The 17,577-nt window shown below is 72.6% G+C and carries 13 protein-coding genes and 1 riboswitch; of the genes, 5 read left to right on the top strand and 8 right to left on the bottom strand.

The window, feature by feature from the left end; translation table 11 throughout:
• Positions 1-270: 270 nt before the first annotated feature.
• Both GBN72_RS12180 and GBN72_RS12175 read right to left on the bottom strand, forming a co-directional pair.
• Positions 271-489 carry a hypothetical protein gene (locus tag GBN72_RS12180; RefSeq protein WP_151771712.1) on the bottom strand — a complete coding sequence of 73 codons (219 nt, stop codon included), beginning with the start codon at positions 487-489 and terminating at the stop codon, positions 271-273.
• The gene (locus GBN72_RS12175) at positions 476-1,885 is read right to left on the bottom strand and encodes a PspC domain-containing protein (RefSeq protein WP_151771711.1); all 1,410 of its coding nucleotides are present in this window, start codon (positions 1,883-1,885) and stop codon (positions 476-478) included. Before GBN72_RS12175 ends, GBN72_RS12180 begins: the two co-directional genes overlap by 14 nt.
• 177 nt (positions 1,886-2,062) lie before the next feature.
• Here GBN72_RS12175 and GBN72_RS12170 point away from each other — a divergent pair, with 177 nt between their 5' ends.
• Together GBN72_RS12170 and GBN72_RS12165 are read left to right on the top strand one after the other, a co-directional pair.
• The gene (locus tag GBN72_RS12170; RefSeq protein ID WP_151771710.1) at positions 2,063-3,433 is read left to right on the top strand and encodes an ATP-binding protein; all 1,371 of its coding nucleotides are present in this window, start codon (positions 2,063-2,065) and stop codon (positions 3,431-3,433) included.
• A complete protein-coding gene (locus tag GBN72_RS12165) occupies positions 3,430-4,170 on the top strand; it encodes a LuxR C-terminal-related transcriptional regulator (protein WP_151771709.1) in 741 nt (246 codons plus the stop codon). Before GBN72_RS12170 ends, GBN72_RS12165 begins: the two co-directional genes overlap by 4 nt.
• Positions 4,171-4,477: 307 nt before the next feature.
• Here GBN72_RS12165 and GBN72_RS12160 read toward each other — a convergent pair whose 3' ends face one another.
• On the bottom strand, positions 4,478-5,551 hold the full coding sequence (locus GBN72_RS12160) for a C40 family peptidase (protein ID WP_246212436.1): 1,074 nt from the start codon (positions 5,549-5,551) through the stop codon (positions 4,478-4,480).
• 377 nt (positions 5,552-5,928) lie between these two features.
• On the opposite strand from GBN72_RS12160, the gene GBN72_RS12155 reads away from it, so the two are divergent.
• The gene (locus tag GBN72_RS12155) at positions 5,929-6,282 is read left to right on the top strand and encodes a hypothetical protein (protein WP_151771707.1); all 354 of its coding nucleotides are present in this window, start codon (positions 5,929-5,931) and stop codon (positions 6,280-6,282) included.
• Positions 6,283-6,435: 153 nt separating this feature from the next.
• Here the strand turns inward: GBN72_RS12155 and GBN72_RS12145 are convergent, their stop codons facing one another.
• From GBN72_RS12145 to GBN72_RS12135, 3 genes are all read right to left on the bottom strand, one after another.
• Entirely contained in the window at positions 6,436-7,605 is a 1,170-nt protein-coding gene (locus GBN72_RS12145; RefSeq protein WP_151771706.1) for a C40 family peptidase, read from the bottom strand.
• Positions 7,606-7,612: 7 nt separating this feature from the next.
• Positions 7,613-7,769, bottom strand: a riboswitch (cyclic di-AMP (ydaO/yuaA leader).
• A 259-nt stretch (positions 7,770-8,028) separates the two neighbouring features.
• Positions 8,029-8,559 (bottom strand): DoxX family membrane protein, encoded by a 531-nt coding sequence (locus GBN72_RS12140; protein WP_151771705.1) that lies wholly within the window; start codon positions 8,557-8,559, stop codon positions 8,029-8,031.
• Between the two features lie 79 nt (positions 8,560-8,638).
• Positions 8,639-9,922, bottom strand: coding sequence for a hypothetical protein (locus tag GBN72_RS12135; RefSeq protein ID WP_151771704.1), 1,284 nt, complete (start codon positions 9,920-9,922; stop codon positions 8,639-8,641).
• 406 nt (positions 9,923-10,328) lie between these two features.
• Here GBN72_RS12135 and GBN72_RS12130 point away from each other — a divergent pair, with 406 nt between their 5' ends.
• The gene (locus GBN72_RS12130; RefSeq protein ID WP_151771703.1) at positions 10,329-10,814 is read left to right on the top strand and encodes a pyridoxamine 5'-phosphate oxidase family protein; all 486 of its coding nucleotides are present in this window, start codon (positions 10,329-10,331) and stop codon (positions 10,812-10,814) included.
• Positions 10,815-10,952: 138 nt separating this feature from the next.
• Here GBN72_RS12130 and guaA read toward each other — a convergent pair whose 3' ends face one another.
• Positions 10,953-12,542, bottom strand: coding sequence for a glutamine-hydrolyzing GMP synthase (gene guaA, locus GBN72_RS12125; RefSeq protein WP_151771702.1), 1,590 nt, complete (start codon positions 12,540-12,542; stop codon positions 10,953-10,955).
• Positions 12,543-12,734: 192 nt separating this feature from the next.
• On the opposite strand from guaA, the gene pcrA reads away from it, so the two are divergent.
• Complete coding sequence (gene pcrA, locus GBN72_RS12120) at positions 12,735-15,236, top strand: DNA helicase PcrA (RefSeq protein ID WP_151771701.1); 2,502 nt, start codon at positions 12,735-12,737, stop codon at positions 15,234-15,236.
• Between the two features lie 639 nt (positions 15,237-15,875).
• On the opposite strand, the gene GBN72_RS12115 is transcribed toward pcrA, so the two are convergent.
• Entirely contained in the window at positions 15,876-17,309 is a 1,434-nt protein-coding gene (locus GBN72_RS12115) for a M23 family metallopeptidase (RefSeq protein ID WP_246212435.1), read from the bottom strand.
• Between the last annotated feature and the right edge of the window lie 268 nt (positions 17,310-17,577).

Raw genomic sequence — 17,577 nt, 5'->3', positions numbered from 1 at the left:
CCCGGGCCTTGCCGGCCCGGGGCGCCTGGGAAGTCGCTCTACGGTTATCCGCGATGAGCAACGCGACCATGGCAGCCGGCGGGCCGGGTGCCATAGATAAACGCGAAGCTCGAGTACGCGGACATGGGGGAAGTATGACGGGTGGGGCGGGGCGCCTCCACCGAGTACCGCATCGTGAGACCGCCGGCGCACGCCTGCCGCACGCCTGGCGCACGCTTCGCGGCCGGTTGACGGCCGGTCGACGGACGCCTGACGCAGCACGCTCCGCGCTCAGCCGACGGCGTCGTCCCCGTCCCGCCGCCCGCTGCGGACGGTGTGGGCCACGAGCCCGGCCACGGCGGCGATCGCCAGCCCGCCGACCACCAGGGGGACCGCCACCAGCCAGGGCATGTGCCACTCCCCGGTGGCGTCGCCCGCGTAGAGCACGCCCGCGGTGATCAGGACCAGGCCGGATATGAACCGCCCGGGCTGGAACTCATGACGCCACACGGGTCACCTCCGCGTTTCCGGCGCCGACCTCGATCCGCAGCTCGATCGTCCCCGCCTCCTTCTCGTTCCCGTCGGCGTCCCCATCGGTTCCTCCGCCGTCCACGGCCCGCAGCGTGTACTCCTCCGTCAGTCCGGCCCCCGCCCCGGTGTCCCGCCCCGGGGAGGAGGGCGAGCGGATGTCGCCGAGGCCGACGTTGATGCGGGCCCGCACCGTCACGTCGTCGGGCACGACCACCTCGACGCGGCCCGAGCCGACATTCACCCTGACCGGGACCGTCTGCCCGTCCTTCACCGGCAGGTCCGTGAGGTCGAGCCGCGCCATGCCCAGCCCCAACTGGTAGCCGTCCCGGGTGTCGGCGACGGAGACCGGACGCCATTCCCTGCGTATCCAGTCGGCGTCGACGTCGCGCGGCAGGGCTGTCGCGACCGTCAGGAGGCCCGCGGTGACCAGGCCCCAGAAGACCGTGCCCGCGCCGGTGCGGCCGAGGAAGGAACTGACCACCATGCCCGCGCCGAGGACCAGGAGGGCGCAGGCCAGTCCGTGCTGGACGGCGGTGACCGCCGGGCCGCCGGTCTCACTCAGCACGGTCACCAGCGAACCCACCGCCACGGCCAGCAGGAACGTCACCCCGCCGAGCGAGCGGGGCCGGGGCGGCCGGGCAGGCTTGTTCCTCCCCGCCGGCCCGCCCCGGCCGGCCACCGCGTCCGTGGCCCCTCCACGGGAGACCGCGAGCGCCGCGGCCAGGTCACGGTCGGACGCGTCCCCCAGATCGGCGGGGCCCCACAGGTAGCCCGTGCCCCCCACGAAGGTTCCGTCCTTGACGATCGGTTCACGCCACCACGACGGGAGCGAGGCGGCGACAGGGGGCGCCTGCGCCTCGGGCGGTGCGTCCGCGGCGGCATGGGCGGACAGCGGGTCCGGCCCGGGGGAGGCCCGGCGCCGGGACCAGTAGCCCGCCCCGGCCAGCAGCAGGGAGAGCACCGCGCCGAAGGTCAGCAGTCCACCGTCGCCCAGCATGGACAGGAACACCCCGCAGCCCACCAGGGCGAACAGCACGGAGGCCAGCGCCGGGCCGTCCACCCGCCCCGTCAGCAGGCGGCGGATCTCGTTCTCCTCCTCGTCCTCGTACGGGAGGAAGAGCCAGGCGAAGCCGTAGAAGACCAGGCCGATGCCGCCCGTCGCGGAAAGCACCGCGAGGGTGATCCGGAAGATCACCGGGTCCATGTCGCACTGACGGCCCAGGCCCGCGCAGACCCCTCCCAGCATCTTGTGCCGCCGGTCGCGACGCAGCGGCCGCGTCTCCCCCTCCGGGGGCTCCTCGTCCGCCGCGGACGCACCGGTGCGCCGCTGCGCGTCGGGGGACGCGGGGCTCGGCGCGTGGTGGTGATCCGTCATGCATTCATGGTGACGGGCGGGACGGCTTCGCGGGAGTCGGAACGACCCTGGGAGAACCCTGAAATCGCCCCCGATCCGTGCGGGGGGAATCGTTCGAGGCGCGCCGCGGCCCGGATCAGGGTTGTCTGAGGGGCCAACCCTGATGACCCTGAGGGCGCGCCGTGTGACGATCGTGGCATGCCGGAAGCCGCAGCATCACTCGACGACCCGCGGCCGCCGCGCAAGCTCTACCGCAGCGGCGACGGACGCTGGCTCGGGGGCGTGGCGCGGGGGCTCGCCGGACACCTGGGCCTGCCCGTGGCGTGGGTCCGCCTCGTCTTCGTGGGCCTGTTCGTCGCGCAAGGGCTGGGTGCCCTGTTGTACGCGGCCTTCTGGTTCTTCGTGCCGCTGGGCGTCGGCGGTGTCGGGGCCGTGGACGGCCGCAAGCAGTCGCCGCCGGCCCCGTCGGGGGATTCGGGGGCGTCCGGTGCGGTAGGGACGGGAGTGTCAGAGGCATCGAGGTCGACCGGGCCCACCAGGCCCCAGGGGGCAGCCTCGCCGCGCCGGCTGGTGGCGCGGAAGCCGGACAGGGGGCAGCTGGTCGCCCTGCTGCTGATGGTCGTGGTCGCCCTGATCTTCGTGGGCAGCATGGATCTCGGTGGCGTCGCCCGGGCGTACCTCTGGCCGGCGGTGCTGGTCGGGGCGGGTGTGGCCCTGGTGTGGCGGCAGGCGGACAACGCCCGGCGGGCCCGCTGGATGGAGGTGGGCCGCCGCCGGCGGACGGTGACGCTTGCCCGTGCCGGGGCCGGCGTCCTGCTGGTGACGGCCGGAGTGTCCGGCATGTTCGTCCTTCAGGGGTCTGCCGCCCATCTCGGTTCGGTGCTCCAGGCCGCGCTGGCCGTCCTGGTCGGGGTGGCCCTGCTCGCCGGTCCCTATCTGGTGCGGATGACGCAGGACCTGTCGGCGGAACGGCTGATGCGCATCCGCGCCCAGGAGCGGGCCGAGGTGGCCGCCCACGTCCACGACTCGGTGCTGCACACGCTGACGCTGATCCAGCGCAACGCCGACAGCCCGGGCGAGGTGCGCCGGTTGGCCCGTGCCCAGGAGCGTGAGCTGCGCGCCTGGCTGTACCGGCCGGAGGGGTCCGGCAAGGACGAGGAGGCCGAGCCGGAGACGCTCGCCGAGGCGGTCCGGAGCACCGCGGCAGAGGTGGAGGACAAGCACGGCGTCCCCCTGGAGGTCGTGGTGGTCGGAGACTGCCCGCTCGACGAGAAACTCGGTGCCCAGATCCAGGCCGCCCGGGAAGCCATGGTGAACGCCGCCAAGTACGGTGGCGAGGGCGGGCCGGTGCAGGTCTATGCCGAGGTGGAGGGGCGGTCGGTGTTCGTGTCGGTTCGTGACCGGGGCCCCGGCTTCGACCTGGACGCGATACCCGCCGACCGGATGGGTGTCCGGGAGTCGATCATCGGCCGCATGGAGCGCAACGGCGGCACGGCCCGTGTCCGGGCCGTGCCCGACGGGGGCACCGAGGTCGAGCTGGAGATGGAGAGGGCGGAGAGGACGTCATGAGCGACGCGACCGGAGCCACCGGTGCCGAGGGCACGGGCAGCGGGACGGCCGGCACGGGGGGAACGCCTGGAGCCGAGCGCCGGGTGAGGGTCGTGCTCGTCGACGACCACCGCATGTTCCGCACCGGGGTGCGCGCGGAGATCGGCGAGACGGAACGCACCGGCGTCGAGGTGGTGGGCGAGGCGGCCGACGTCGACCAGGCGGTGGAGGTGATCACCGCGACCCGGCCCGAGGTCGTCCTGCTCGACGTGCACCTGCCGGGCGGAGGCGGTGTCGAGGTGCTCCGCCGGTGCGCGGGACTGGCGGCCGACCCCGAGCGGCCGGTGCGGTTCCTCGCCCTCTCGGTCTCCGACGCGGCGGAGGACGTGATCGGCGTCATCCGTGGTGGGGCCCGTGGATACGTCACCAAGACGATCACCGGGAACGACCTGGTCGACTCGGTCTTCCGGGTGCAGGACGGCGACGCGGTCTTCTCACCCCGCCTGGCGGGTTTCGTCCTCGACGCCTTCGCCTCGACCGACGCCCCGCCGGTGGACGAGGACATGGACCGCCTCACGCAGCGGGAGCGGGAGGTGCTCCGGCTGATCGCGCGGGGCTACGCCTACAAGGAGATCGCCAAGCAGCTCTTCATCTCCGTGAAGACGGTGGAGTCCCATGTCTCGGCGGTCCTGCGCAAGCTCCAGCTCTCCAACCGGCACGAGCTGACCCGCTGGGCCACGGCCCGACGGCTGGTGTGAGGGAGCGCCCGCGCGCGGCCGGGACGGTGCGTCCGGTCCGTGCGGGGCGTTGGGTCCATGGGGCGCGTCCGCTCCGTGCGGGGCGTTTGCACCCGTGCGTCCGCCTGACCTCTGCGGGGGCGTCCTGTCCGCCTGTCCGCCTGTCGGCTGTCCGCCCGTCCACCCGGTCCTTGCGGTGCGTTCGGGCCGCGTGTCCGCCTGGTCCACCGGTCCGTGTGTCCGCCCGGGGGCGACGGGTCCGTGTGTCCGCCCGGTCCATGGGTCCACGGCTCCGTGTGTCCGGCTGGGCGGGGGTGTCCGGGATCCGTCACACCACCCGTGTCGCTCCGGCGAAGGGCATCTCGTCGACCGGGGCGACGCGGACCGGGGCGGAGGGGTTGGGTGCGTGGATCATCTTGCCGTCGCCGATGTACATGCCCACGTGGGTGACGCCGGGGTAGAAGAAGACCAGGTCGCCCGGGCGGAGCTGGGACCGGGAAACGCGCTGTCCCGCGCCGATCTGTGCGTAGGTGGTGCGCGGGAGGGACACGCCCGCGGAACGGTAGGCGGCCTGGACGAGACCTGAACAGTCGAAGGCGTTGGGGCCGGTGGCGCCCCAGACGTAGGGGCTGCCCAGCTTCCGCTGCGCGTACGAGACCGCGGCGGACGCCCGGGAGTTGGGCGCGGAGATCTTGCCCGAGGAGCTCTTCGCCCCGCCGGTTCCTCCGGGCCGGGCCGGTGGAGCCTCGGCGCTCCCGCCACCGGACTCGGCGGCGAGCCGGGCGCGTTCCTCGGCGGTGAGGCGGGAGAGCAGCCGGCGGGCCTCGGCCAGCTTCCCGGTGACGGTCTTCTTGTGCCGCTGTGCCCGCTCCTGCTGGACCTCCAGTTCCTCCAGTTCGGTCCGGGCCTCCTGGCGCACCTCGTCCAGCTCGCGGATCTGCCGTGCCACGGAGGCGATCTCGGTGGCCTGCAGGGCTCCGGCGCGCTCGGCGAGGCCGGCGTCGCGCAGGAAGCGGTCGGGGTCGGAGGAGAGCGCCAGCTGCATGGCGGGGCCGAGGCCGTTGCCGGAGCGGTACTGCGCGGCGGCGGCCGAACCCAGGGCCTCGCGAGCGGTGTTCAGCTCCTCGGTCCGCCGGGCGGCCTCGTCCTGCAGCTTGTCCACCCGGCGTTCGGCGGCCTCCGTCTTCTCCTTGGCCCCGTTGTACTTCTCGGTGGCCGCCTCGGCCTCCCGGTAGAGCTTGTCGACCTCTTCCCTGACCTGCTCCGGCGTCGGCTTGGGCGCCGCGTGTCCGACTCCGTCGAGTCCCGCCGACGCCGCCGCTCCCGCGAGTACCGCGGTGAGCAGTGCGCGGGCCCTGCTGCCGCTCCGCCTGTGCTGTGGGGGCTTGCGGTGCGATGCCACGTGGAGTCCACGTCCTTCCGTACGTCCCGCCGCCGGGCAGGGGCGGTCACACATCCGGCGGTGGCCTGCACAGGGGAGGCAGGCCACCGCCGGACCTTCGGTCGGTGGCCGACGCCGTCCTGATCAGGACGACATGAGGGGAGCCGGTCACCTGGGGGAGGACGCTAATCCGGTACGTCACCGTCCGGTAACGGTTTGTGTGCAGCTGAACGCAAAGGGTCACTACGGCTCGAGGTATTACTCCCTGGTGGTCCGGTCGTGACGGTTTGGTGTGACGGAGTGACCGAATGTGCACTTCCGGGGCGTATGTGACGGCCGGGATGCTACGCGGCGGCCCGCCTCCGGGGCGGGGAGGCGCGGTGGCTAGGCTCCCCGGCATGGACGTACTCCTGCACATCTTCGTCGGTCTTCACATCATCGGTATCGCCGCCCTGCTCGGCGGTTTCTTCCACCAGATGAAGGCCATCGGTCAGGGCACCGCCCGCTTCACCCCGGGCATGCTGCACGGCGCCCTCACCATGCTGGTCACCGGCATCGTCCTGGTCGGTCTCAACGAGGCGCAGGGCGGCTCGGTCAACCACATCAAGATCGGCGTCAAGCTGCTGCTGCTGATCGTGATTCTCGGCCTGGTCTACGTGAAGCGGGACGAGGAGCGGGTGTCCAAGGGGCAGTTCGCCCTGGTGGGTGCACTGACCACGGTGAACATCTTCATCGCGGTGCTGTGGAAGTGACCCGGCCGCGCTGACGCACGCGCGACGGCCCGCACGCTCGAGGCGTGCGGGCCGTCGTCGTCTTCCGTCCCGCGTTCCGACGTTGCCGAAGCCGAAGCCGAAGCCGAGGTCGGGCCGAGTCGGTGCCGGGGTCGGGGCTGGTGCCGGGACCGGTCAGGCGGGGCGCACGATGCTGTGGATGGAGCCCTCGCCGTCGTAGTAGATGGACTCCTCGCGGACGTACGTACCGGGCTTCGGGGCGTGGATCATCATGCCCTCGCCGATGTAGATGCCCACGTGGGTGACGTCGTCGTAGAAGAAGACCAGGTCGCCCGGCTTGGCCTCGGAGACCGGGACGGTGGTGCCGGCGTTCACCTGGTCGTAGGTGGTGCGGGGCAGGTCCACGCCTGCGGCCTTCCAGGCCGCCTGGGTGAGACCGGAGCAGTCGTAGGAGTCCGGGCCGGTGGCGCCCCAGACGTAGGGAAGGCCGATCCGGGCCTCGGCGAACGCGACCGCCTTCTGGCCCTGTGTGGCGGAGGCGTCCGTGCCCCCTCCCGTCCCGGAGCCGCCGCCCGTGCCGCTCCCGCCGCCGGCGGCCTCCTCGGCCTCCTGCTCGGCGGCCGCCTCCTGGCGGGCCTTCTCGTCGGCGGCCTGCTGACGGGCGAGCTCCTCCGCCTTCCGGCGGGCCTCCTCCTCCTTCTGCCGCTCGATCTCGGCGAGCCGCGCCTTCTCCTCGGCGGTCAGCTCGGCCAGCAGTTCCCGGGCGTCGGTCAGCTTCTTCTGGACGGTCGCCTTGCTGGTGCGCAGCTCCTCCTCGGAGGAGCTCAGCGTCTCCAGGCTCTCGGTGGCCTCCTGCCGCTTCTCGGAGGTGGCGGCCTGCCGCTCCACGAAGTCGTCGACGGCGTCCTTCTGGCGGCCCGTCAGGCGGTCCATCAGCTGCGCCTGGTCGAAGTAGTCCTGGGGCGCGTCGGCGAGGAGGAAGGTCGCGGTGTCGGGGAGGGCGGTGCCGGAGCGGTACTGGGCGGCGGCGTAGGAACCGAGTCTCTCGCGGGCCTCGTTCAGCTCCTCGGTGCGCTCGGCGACGTCGTCGAGCAGCTTGTCGAGCTCCCCGCGCTGCTGCTCGCTCTGCTCCTTGGCCGAGTTGTACTTCTCGGTGGCCGCCTCGGCCTCGCGGTAGAGGGTGTCGACCTTCTTCTGGATCTCTTCGAGGCTCGGACGGTCGGCGGGCGCGGCCTGGGCGGTCTGGGTCAGCAGGGCCACGGAGGTGAGGGCGACGGTCGCCAGTGCGGGGGTGCGTATGCCCGCGAGCAGGCCCGTGGGGCGGGGTTTTCGGTGCGACGCCAAGGCGGCGACTCCTTCCGTCTCCCGCCTACCGGGTTAGCTGTCGGGTTCGGGCGGGACTTCCGGAAGGGTTGCCCTACGGTCCGGCGGGGCCGGATCGATTCACCCCAGGTGGTGCGCGCGGGTCCCCGGCTCCGGCACGGCACCGGACTCGGCGGGGGCCGCGCGGACCGGCGAGGTTCGCCGGTCGGGATCGGACGGCCCGCGCGGCACGTTAGCCAACCCGTGGTGTCCGTGTGAAGGACGGTGTGCGTTATGCCCGATACGTTTTTGTGACCTTCGTAAAAACGTGGCCGATCGTGATGGCGTGGCGGCGTTCGGTAGCGCAGTGACGTTCCGTGGCGCAGGGGCGTGCGGGAGCGCGGTGGTGGTGCGCGAGCGCGGAGGCGGTTCGCGGAGGGTGTGGGTCCGTCCGTGGCGAGGGCCTCAGACGGTGGTCGAGTCGCCCGCCGCCCCCGCCGTCCGGCCGGCCCGCCGCGCGCGCCACGCCGCGTCGAGGGAGAGCGCGCCGCCGCCGGCCAGGATCAGCGGTGTCCACGCCATCAGGTACGGCAGGTCGTTGCCGAGGTAGTACGGCTCCGCGGTCCAGCTCATCGTCAGCCACAGGCTCAGCGAGATGAGCGCGCCCCCGGTCGCCGCCACGCGGGTGAGGAGGCCGAGGAGGGCGCCGAGGCCGACGGCCAGCTCTCCCAGGGCGATGGCGAGACCGAAGGCGACGGGGGCGTGCAGCCCGAGGTCGACCAAGGCGGGGACGGCGGAGGCGTCGCGGACCGCCTCCATCTGCCCGCCGATGGAGCCGGGGCCGGACTCCTCCAGGAAGGCGGAGTCGGTGAGCTTGTGCAGGCCCGCGTAGAGGAAGGTGACGCCGAGGAAGACCCGCAGGGGGAGCAGCGCGAAGCGTGCGGCGGCCTCCCTCGGGCCGGACGTCCGGGTGGCCCCGGTGGTGGTGACCGCCATGACCGTGGCCGCCTTTCCCGCAGGTCGGTTTATCCGTCAACCAATTCGGGGGACAGCCTACGTGCGCCGTGACGTGACGTCACTCGGTGATGTCGACGACCATCCGGTTGGTCTCCAGCCCCGCCGCGGTCACCACCTGCACCTCCACCCGGCCCGGTTCGACCTCGGCCGGGACCGGCACCGTCAGCACCGTGTCCGAGGGGTTGCTGAAGCCGCCGGTGACGGGGACCAGCGGGACGTGGACGTTGACCGCCCCTATGCGGACGACCATCCGTGACAGCCGGTCCGCGCTCTGCGCCCCCGGGGGCACGAACCCCGCGCCACGGATCTCGATGTCGTCACCGGTGCGGATCGGCCCGTCCAGGTCGCCGGCCTCGCGGGCCCGCACCACGGAGAGGACGACCGGGCGGCCGCCCTCCGCGTACTTGCCGGCCAGGTACGTCGCCGCGGAGACCAGCACCACCACGGCCAGCCCCCACGGCAGGTCGGGCAGCTGCTCCGGGCGGCGGGCGAGCCGGACCAGGCCGAAGACCAGCGCCACGGCGGAGATCACCACGTACTGGATGTCGGCGAAGCTGCCCCGCCCGGAGTCGTCGGTCAGCAGGTCGGCGGCGCGCGGGCGGTCGGCACGGACCTTCTGCAGCCGCTGGCCGTGCACCCGAAGGCTCACCACCCGCCGGACCAGCACCGCGATGGCGCAGACCACGGCCAGCACCGTCACCATGCCCGCGCCCCGGGCGAGGTCCAGGCCCGCGATCAGTGAGTCGCGCTCCCGGTGGCCGGAGGCGGCGGCCAGCTGGCCGGCCAGGGTCAGCACCGCGAACGCGGTGAACAGCACCCAGGCGGTGGCCACCGCGCGGGAGGTGGAGAGGCGGTTGTCCTCACCGATCACCGGGGCGAGTACGCCGCCGCGCTCACGGTGGTACCAGGAGGCGGCGGACAGGGCGGCGCCCGTCACCAGGGCGGCGAGCAGCCCGGCCGTGCGCGCCGGGGTCCAGCCGGCGCCGATCGCGGTGAGCGCCTGTACCAGCAGGAGCAGCACCACAGCGCCCCACACGGCGTAGAGGGTGATCCTCCAGAGCCGGGCCAGCCAGGCCTGCCCCTCGGCGCGGCTGCGTTCGGCCACCTCGGTGGCGGACTGGGTGAGCTCGTCGGAAACCCACTGCCGGGAGGCGGAGGCCGAGTGCGCGACCGCGGCCGGCAACCCCTTCCCCGCGGCGAACTCGTCCCGCTGGTGGAGGAAGGCCGCCACGGCCTTCCGGTGTCCCGCCCGCGCGCCGTGCGGGCAGTCGCCGCACGTGCAGCCGCCCCCGTGGGCGTCCTTCCCCGCGTCGGCGCCCTGCCTCGCCTCCTGCACCGCCACGCCGTGTCCGCCTTCCCGCACTGATCGTCACAGCGGCAACTCCGCTACCGCGTAGGGGAATTGTGCCGTACTTTCCACCCCGTCCGGTCTCCGGGGCCCTCTCGCACCGGGCGTACGCCGGGGCAGGGGGCGGAACCGGGACCTCACCCTTCACAACCGTTCCGAGGGGCCGTGGGTCTCGGTCACGGCGGGGAAAACTTGGCCCCGGACCGCTCCGAGCTGCCCGATCACGCCGCGGGGGTGCCGTGCAGATGCCCCGCGGGCGCCGGGGCGCCGGCCCGGCCGGGCGGGGGCGCGCGGCCCGGGCGGGGGCGCACGGCAGCCGAACTCGTCCGGTTCCCGGTTTTCCGCGCCCTCCCCCGGTGCCCTCACCCCGTCGGCCGCCGCCGGGCAGCAGACTGTGGGCATGACGAGCATCACCGACTGGGCGGCGTTCTCCCGTGCCGAACCGGAACTCGCCGACGTGGTCGAGAAGCGGTTCGGGGCCTTCACGCATCACGTCCTGGCCACCCTCCGCAGGGACGGATCACCCCGCACCACCGGCATCGAGGTGCGGTTCCTGGACGGGGACCTGTGGCTGGGCATGATGCCCGGCTCGCTGAAGGCGCTGGATCTGCTGCGCGACCCCCGCTTCAATCTGCAGGCCAACCCCGGGCCGGGCACGGGGATGGGCGGCGGTGACGTGCGGATCGCCGGGCGCGCTGTCCCGGTCGAGGACGGCGAGGCCCGAGCGCGGTATGTGGGACACGTCTCCCCGCCCGACCCGGACGGCTTCCACCTGTTCCGCGTCGACCTCACGGAGGTGGTGCGGGTTTCCGTGGAGAACGACGAGTACATGGTCGTGCAGACCTGGACGCCGGGAGCGGAACTCCGCTCGGTGAGGCGTACCTGACCAGCCAGACGTGACGGACCGGGCGCACGTGACGGACACGCCGAAGGGGCGCCGTCCGGAAGATCCGGACGGCGCCCCTTCGTCCGCGTTCATCCGCGCGGCACGCACGGCACGCGCGTCACGCGGTGGTGGGAGAGGTCACTCCCACTCGATGGTGCCCGGCGGCTTGGACGTCACGTCCAGCACCACACGGTTGACGTCGCGCACCTCGTTGGTGATGCGGGTGGAGATCTTCTCCAGCACCTCGTACGGCAGGCGCGACCAGTCGGCCGTCATGGCGTCCTCGGACGAGACCGGGCGCAGCACGATCGGGTGGCCGTAGGTGCGGCCGTCGCCCTGGACGCCGACGCTGCGGACGTCCGCGAGCAGGACCACCGGGCACTGCCAGATCAGGCTGTCCTGACCGGCCGCGGTGAGCTCCTCGCGGGCGATGGCGTCGGCCTCGCGCAGCAGGTCCAGGCGCTCCTTGGTGACCTCGCCGACGATGCGGATTCCGAGACCGGGGCCGGGGAACGGCTGGCGCTGGACGATCTCCTCCGGCAGGCCGAGCTCCTGGCCGACCATCCGGACCTCGTCCTTGAACAGCTGGCGCAGCGGCTCGATCAGCTTGAACTCGAGGTCCTCCGGCAGGCCGCCCACGTTGTGGTGGGACTTGATGTTGGCCGTGCCGGTACCGCCCCCGGACTCGACGACGTCCGGGTACAGGGTGCCCTGGACCAGGAACTCGACGGGCTGGTCGCCCGGCGCCTCGGCGACGATCTCGGCCTGCGCCTGCTCGAAGACGCGGATGAACTCGCGCCCGATGATCTTGCGCTTCTCCTCCGGGTCGCTGACGCCCGCGAGCGCGGTCAGGAACCGCTCCTCGGCGTCGACGACCTTGAGCTCCACGCCGGTGGCGGCGACGAAGTCCTTCTCGACCTGCTCGGTCTCGCCCTTGCGCATCAGGCCGTGGTCGACGTAGACGCAGGTGAGCTGCTTGCCGATGGCCTTCTGGACCAGCGCCGCGGCGACCGCGGAGTCCACGCCGCCGGACAGGCCGCAGATGGCGCGCTTGCTGCCGACCATCTCGCGGATCGCGGAGACCTGCTCCTCGATGACGTTGCCGGTGGTCCAGGTGGGCTGCAGGCCCGCGCCCCGGTACAGGAAGTGCTCGAGAACCTGCTGGCCGAACGTGGAGTGCATCACCTCGGGGTGGTGCTGCACGCCGTACAGCTTCTTGGCGTCGTTCTCGAAGGCGGCGACCGGCACCACGTCGGTGGAGGCCGTGACCTCGAAGCCCTCGGGGGCGGCGGAGCAGGCGTCGCCGTGCGACATCCACACGGGCTGCTCGTCGGGGGTGCCCTCGAAGAGGGTGGAGCCCGACCGGCTCACGTGGAGCTGGGTGCGGCCGTACTCACGGGCACCCGTGTTGTCGACCTGGCCGCCCAGCAGCCGCGCCATCAGCTGGAAGCCGTAGCACATGCCGAAGACGGGGACGCCGGCCTCGAAGAGGGCGCGGTCCAGGGTCGGCGCACCCGGCTCGTACACGGACGAGGGGCCGCCGGAGAGGATGATCGCCGCCGGGTTCTTGGCGAGGATCTCCTCGACCGGCATGGTGCTCGGCACGATCTCGCTGTAGACCCGGGCCTCGCGGACGCGGCGGGCGATGAGCTGGGCGTACTGCGCACCGAAGTCGACGACCAGGACGGTGTCGGGGGCGGCGGACGCAGCGGTGGGCGCTGATGACACGGGGGGCCTTCCGGCGTCAGGGTGTGGGTCTGTCCGCCCAATTCTACCGGTGTGCGGAGAACGCCTGTCCCGCCTCGTCCGCCGCCTCGTCCTCCGGCGTCCGTCGCCCCGCCCGCCGGTTCGCTCCCCGGTCCGCGCGGGTTTCGGACAGCGGCCGCGGGTGTCGGTGGAGGCACCTAGACTCGGAGGGCGATGAGCAGCCTCTTTGACGAAAGCTACCTGGCGAGCCTCCAGGCCCCTCCGGCCTACGACGAGGAGCCGCCGCCGCCCGAGGACGAGTACGGCGAGCACGCTCCGGAGCCGATCCCGGACGACCTGTTCGCGGGCCGCTTCGACGTGCCCCCGGCCAGGGACGCCTACTACCGGGACGGTGCCCCGCGCCCCGCGCTGAGCGGCGCCGCCCTGCTGGACGGGCTGAACGAGAACCAGCGGGACGCGGTGACGCACGCCGGGTCCCCGCTGCTCATCGTGGCCGGAGCCGGTTCCGGCAAGACCCGGGTGCTCACCCACCGCATCGCGTACCTCCTCGCCGAGCGTGGCGTGCACCCCGGCGAGATCCTGGCGATCACCTTCACCAACAAGGCCGCCGGGGAGATGAAGGAGCGGGTCGAGCAGCTGGTGGGGCCTCGTGCCGCCGCCATGTGGGTGATGACGTTCCACAGCGCCTGCGTCCGCATCCTGCGCCGTGAGAGCAAGCGCCTCGGCTTCACCTCGTCCTTCTCGATCTACGACGCCGCCGACAGCAAGCGGCTGATGGCGCTGGTCTGCCGCGACCTGGACCTGGACCCGAAGCGGTTCCCGCCCAAGTCGTTCAGCGCCAAGATCTCCAACCTGAAGAACGAGCTGATCGACGAGGAGGACTTCGCCGCGCAGGCGGCCGACGGCTTCGAGAAGACCCTCGCCCAGGCCTACGCGATGTACCAGTCCCGCCTCCGCGAGGCGAACGCGCTGGACTTCGACGACCTGATCATGACGACGGTCAACCTGTTCCGGGCCTTCCCGGACGTGGCCGAGCACTACCGCCGCCGCTTCCGGCATGTCCTGGTCGACGAGTACCAGGACACCAACCACGCCCAGTACGCGCTGGTGCGCGAGCTGGTCGGCGGCGCCTCGGAGATGCGGGACGAGGACGTGCCGCCCGCTCCCGAGGACGTGCCCCCGGCCGAGCTGTGCGTGGTCGGTGACGCCGACCAGTCGATCTACGCATTCCGCGGCGCGACGATCCGGAACATCCTCGACTTCGAGGAGGACTACCCGGACGCCACGACGATCCTGCTGGAGCAGAACTACCGCTCCACCCAGACCATCCTGAGCGCCGCCAACGCCGTCATCGAGCGCAACGAGTCCCGCAGGCCGAAGAACCTGTGGACCAACGCCGGCGCGGGCGCCCGGATCACCGGTTACGTCGCGGACAACGAGCACGACGAGGCGCAGTTCGTCGCCGACGAGATAGACCGCCTCACCGACGCGGGCGACGCCAAGCCGGGCGACGTCGCGGTCTTCTACCGGACCAACGCGCAGTCCCGTGTCTTCGAAGAGGTCTTCATCCGGGTCGGCCTGCCGTACAAGGTCGTCGGCGGCGTGCGCTTCTACGAGCGCAAGGAGGTCCGGGACGTCCTCTCCTACCTGCGGGTGCTCGCCAACCCGGAGGACGCGGTGCCGCTGCGCCGCATCCTCAACGTGCCCAAGCGCGGGATCGGCGACCGTGCCGAGGCGATGATCGAGGCGCTGGCCCGCCGGGAGCGGATCAGCTTCCCGCAGGCGCTGGTCCGTGTCGACGAGGCGTACGGCATGGCGGCCCGCTCGACCAACGCGGTCAAGCGGTTCAACACGCTGATGGAGGACCTGCGGACGGTCGCGGAGTCCGGCGCCGGTCCGGCCACGGTCCTGGAGGCCGTGCTGGAGCGCACCGGGTATCTCGCCGAGCTCCAGGCGTCCACCGACCCGCAGGACGAGACGCGCATCGAGAACCTCCAGGAGCTCGCCGCGGTGGCCCTGGAGTTCGAGCAGGAGAACGCGGAGGCGGAGAGCGGGTCCTCGCTCGCCGACTTCCTCGAGCGGGTCGCGCTGGTCGCCGACTCCGACCAGATCCCCGACGAGGAGGACGGCAACGGCGTCATCACTCTGATGACGCTGCACACCGCCAAGGGGCTGGAGTTCCCGGTGGTCTTCCTGACCGGCATGGAGGACGGCGTCTTCCCGCACATGCGGGCGCTCGGCCAGGTCAAGGAGCTGGAGGAGGAGCGGCGGCTGGCGTATGTCGGCATCACCCGCGCCCGCGAGCGGCTGTACCTGACGCGGGCGGCGCTGCGCAGCGCGTGGGGGCAGCCGGCGTACAACCCCCAGTCGCGGTTCCTCGAGGAGATCCCGGAGACGTACCTCGACTGGAAGCGCAAGGGCAGCTCCTCGCCGGGCGGTTTCGCGGCGGGTCCCGCGGCGGGTGTGGCGGCGACGCTGTCGTCCACGCGGTCGCGTTCCTCCGCCGGGGGCGGCTCCGGTTTCGCCACCCGGCGGGCGGGGGACCGGCCGGTGGCCGCGCTGTCCGTCGGCGACCGGGTCACCCACGACCAGTTCGGGCTCGGCACGGTGGTCGGCGTGGCGGGCGAGGGGGACAAGGCCCAGGCGACGATCGACTTCGGCGACGGAAGCCCGAAGCGGTTGTTGTTGCGGTACGCGCCGGTGGAGAAGCTCTAGGACGACGGAGGCCCTCCAGGACCTCATGGTCGTGGAGGGCCCGCGGACCCGGCGGGCGGGTCAGGCGACCAGACCGTCGAGACCGGGCCAGGCAGGATCAGCCGGGGGCAGTCGTGGCAATCGGCCGAGACCGGGTTCCGTCCGGGCCGGGGTCAGTCCGGGCCGGGGTCAGTCGGGGCAGGCCGGTCAAGGGGCGGTCGGCCGGGCCGGGCCGGGTTGCCAGGCCGAGCCCGGTCGGCCGGACGGTCGGGTCAGTGGGCCGAGCCGGGTCGGGCGAGGTCGGCCGCGCGGTGCGGTCGGGTTCGCCGACGCGAGCCAGGTCGGCGGGGCCGAGCCAGGTCAGACCGGGTCGGGCCGTTGGGCAGAGTCGGGTCGGGCGAGGTCAGCCGGCCGGTCGGGCGCGCTCGTCGGCACTGGGCAGGTCAGTGGGGCCGAGCCGGGCCGGGACCCGCCGGACGGTCGGGTCACCGGACCGATGCAGGGCAGGGGACGTCAGCCGGGCGGTCGGGCGCGCTCGTCGGGCTTGGCCAGGTCGGCGGGGCCGAGCCGGGACAGGCCAAGTCGGCCGGGCGGTCGGGTTCGTTGGCGCGAGCCAGGTCAGCCGGCCGGGCGGAGTCCGGTCGGTGAGGTCGGGCCGGGTCAGGTCGGGTCGATGCCGTGGCTGCGCAGCCAGGCGAGCGGGTCGACCGCTCCGCCGCCGCCCGGACGCACCTCGAAGTGCAGGTGAGGACCCGTGGAGTTGCCCGAGTTGCCCGAGTAGGCGATCGTCTCGCCGGCCTTCACGGACATGCCGTCGGCCAGCTTGTACGCGGAGAGGTGGCAGTACCAGGTCTCCGTGCCGTCCTTGGCGGTCACGATCATCATGTTGCCGTACGCGCCGTTGATCTGGGTGCGCACGGTGCCGTCGGTCGCCGCCATGACCGGCGTGCCGAAGGAGACGGGGAAGTCGATGCCCGTGTGAGCCGACATCCAGTTGACGCCGGCGGCGCCGTAGTAGGCGCTGAGGCCGCGCTGGGCGACCGGGCTGGCGAACTTGGGGCGCAGCCGTTCCTTCTTGGCGGCTTCCTCCGCCGCCCTCCGGATCTCGGCGTCGCGCTGCGCCTCGAGGTCGATCCGCTCCTGTTCGCGGCTGGCGCGGTCGCCGAAGTCGGCTGCCGCGACGGTCACTTCGCTGAACTGGGCGGAGATCTTGTCGTTGGCGGCCGAGGGCTTCACCGGCTGGGCGTCCGACGCGGCCTGGGTGGTGGTCTCCTCGACCGAGCCGCCCACCGAGGCGGCGGCGACACCCGCCACGCCCATCACACAGACGGAGGGGACCGCGACGGTCAGCAGGGCGGAGCGGCGGGCGGGGGTGCGGCGGCGGCCGCCGCGGCCCGCGGAGCGGGAGGTGTGGGGAAGGGCCACGTCCTGGTCGTCCAGGAAGCCGGGCCGGTCGTCGGCCTCGTCGCCGTGGCCTCTCGCCCCGTCGTGTTCGGCGGCGTCCGCGTCCTCACGGTGACCGTCGGCGGACCCGCGCCGGTCGTGGGCGTCCTCGCCGTCGTGTGCGGGGGAGCCGTCGCCCTCGGCGGAGTTCCAGGCGGTGGCGTCGTAGGAGCCGGTGTCGGAGTCCTGTCCGTTCCAGTTCCACTCGCCGGCGCCGTCCGGGCCGTCGGTGGCCTGCGCGGGGATCTCGGCCGTGTTCCAGGCGGCGGTGTCGAAGGAGCCGGTGTCCTGGGCCGCGTAGTGCTGGTCCGCGTAGAACTGGGCGGCGTACCCGTCGTACTGGGAGCCCATGTCCCACTGGCCGCTGTCGTAGGAGGACGTCTGCCCGTAGCCGTCACCGGTGTACTGGGCGGTCATCGACGGGTCGGTCCAGCCGGTGGCGTCGTAGGAACCGCTCGGGTACGAACCGGTATCGAAGGAGCCGGTGTCGTATCCGCCGCCGTGCTGGGTACCGGTGTCGTAGGAACCGGTGCCGTAGTCCTGGGAGACCTGGCCGTCGTACTGGGTGAAGTCCGCGTAATAGGCCTCGGACGTGCCGTACGCCGGATAGGGCGCCGACGTCGAGTCGGAGGCCGGGGCCGGGGTCGTCATGCTCCCCGACGGGTGACGCTCGTCCACCAACTTCTCTTTCGCCTCGACGACAGGGGCTGCCAGAGCAGTGCGGCGACTGTACCCGGCGGTATGCGGACTGGACAATCTTCGGCGGCCAGTCTGTGGGAACCAAAGGGACAGGAGGGCCTCTTTCGGGGCTCCTCGGGCGTGTCTTTGAGGCTGTGTTCGGCAAACGTTCGATGTTTTCGCCGGGATACGGGGTGAAGGAGCCCTTCGCTTATGCCACAGTCACGCCTACCGGCCCTTT

Origin of the sequence: Streptomyces abyssomicinicus, assembly GCF_008974245.1 — a bacterium.
Taxonomy (GTDB): Bacteria; Actinomycetota; Actinomycetes; order Streptomycetales; family Streptomycetaceae; genus Streptomyces; species Streptomyces abyssomicinicus.
This window is presented reverse-complemented; position numbering and strand designations above follow the sequence as displayed.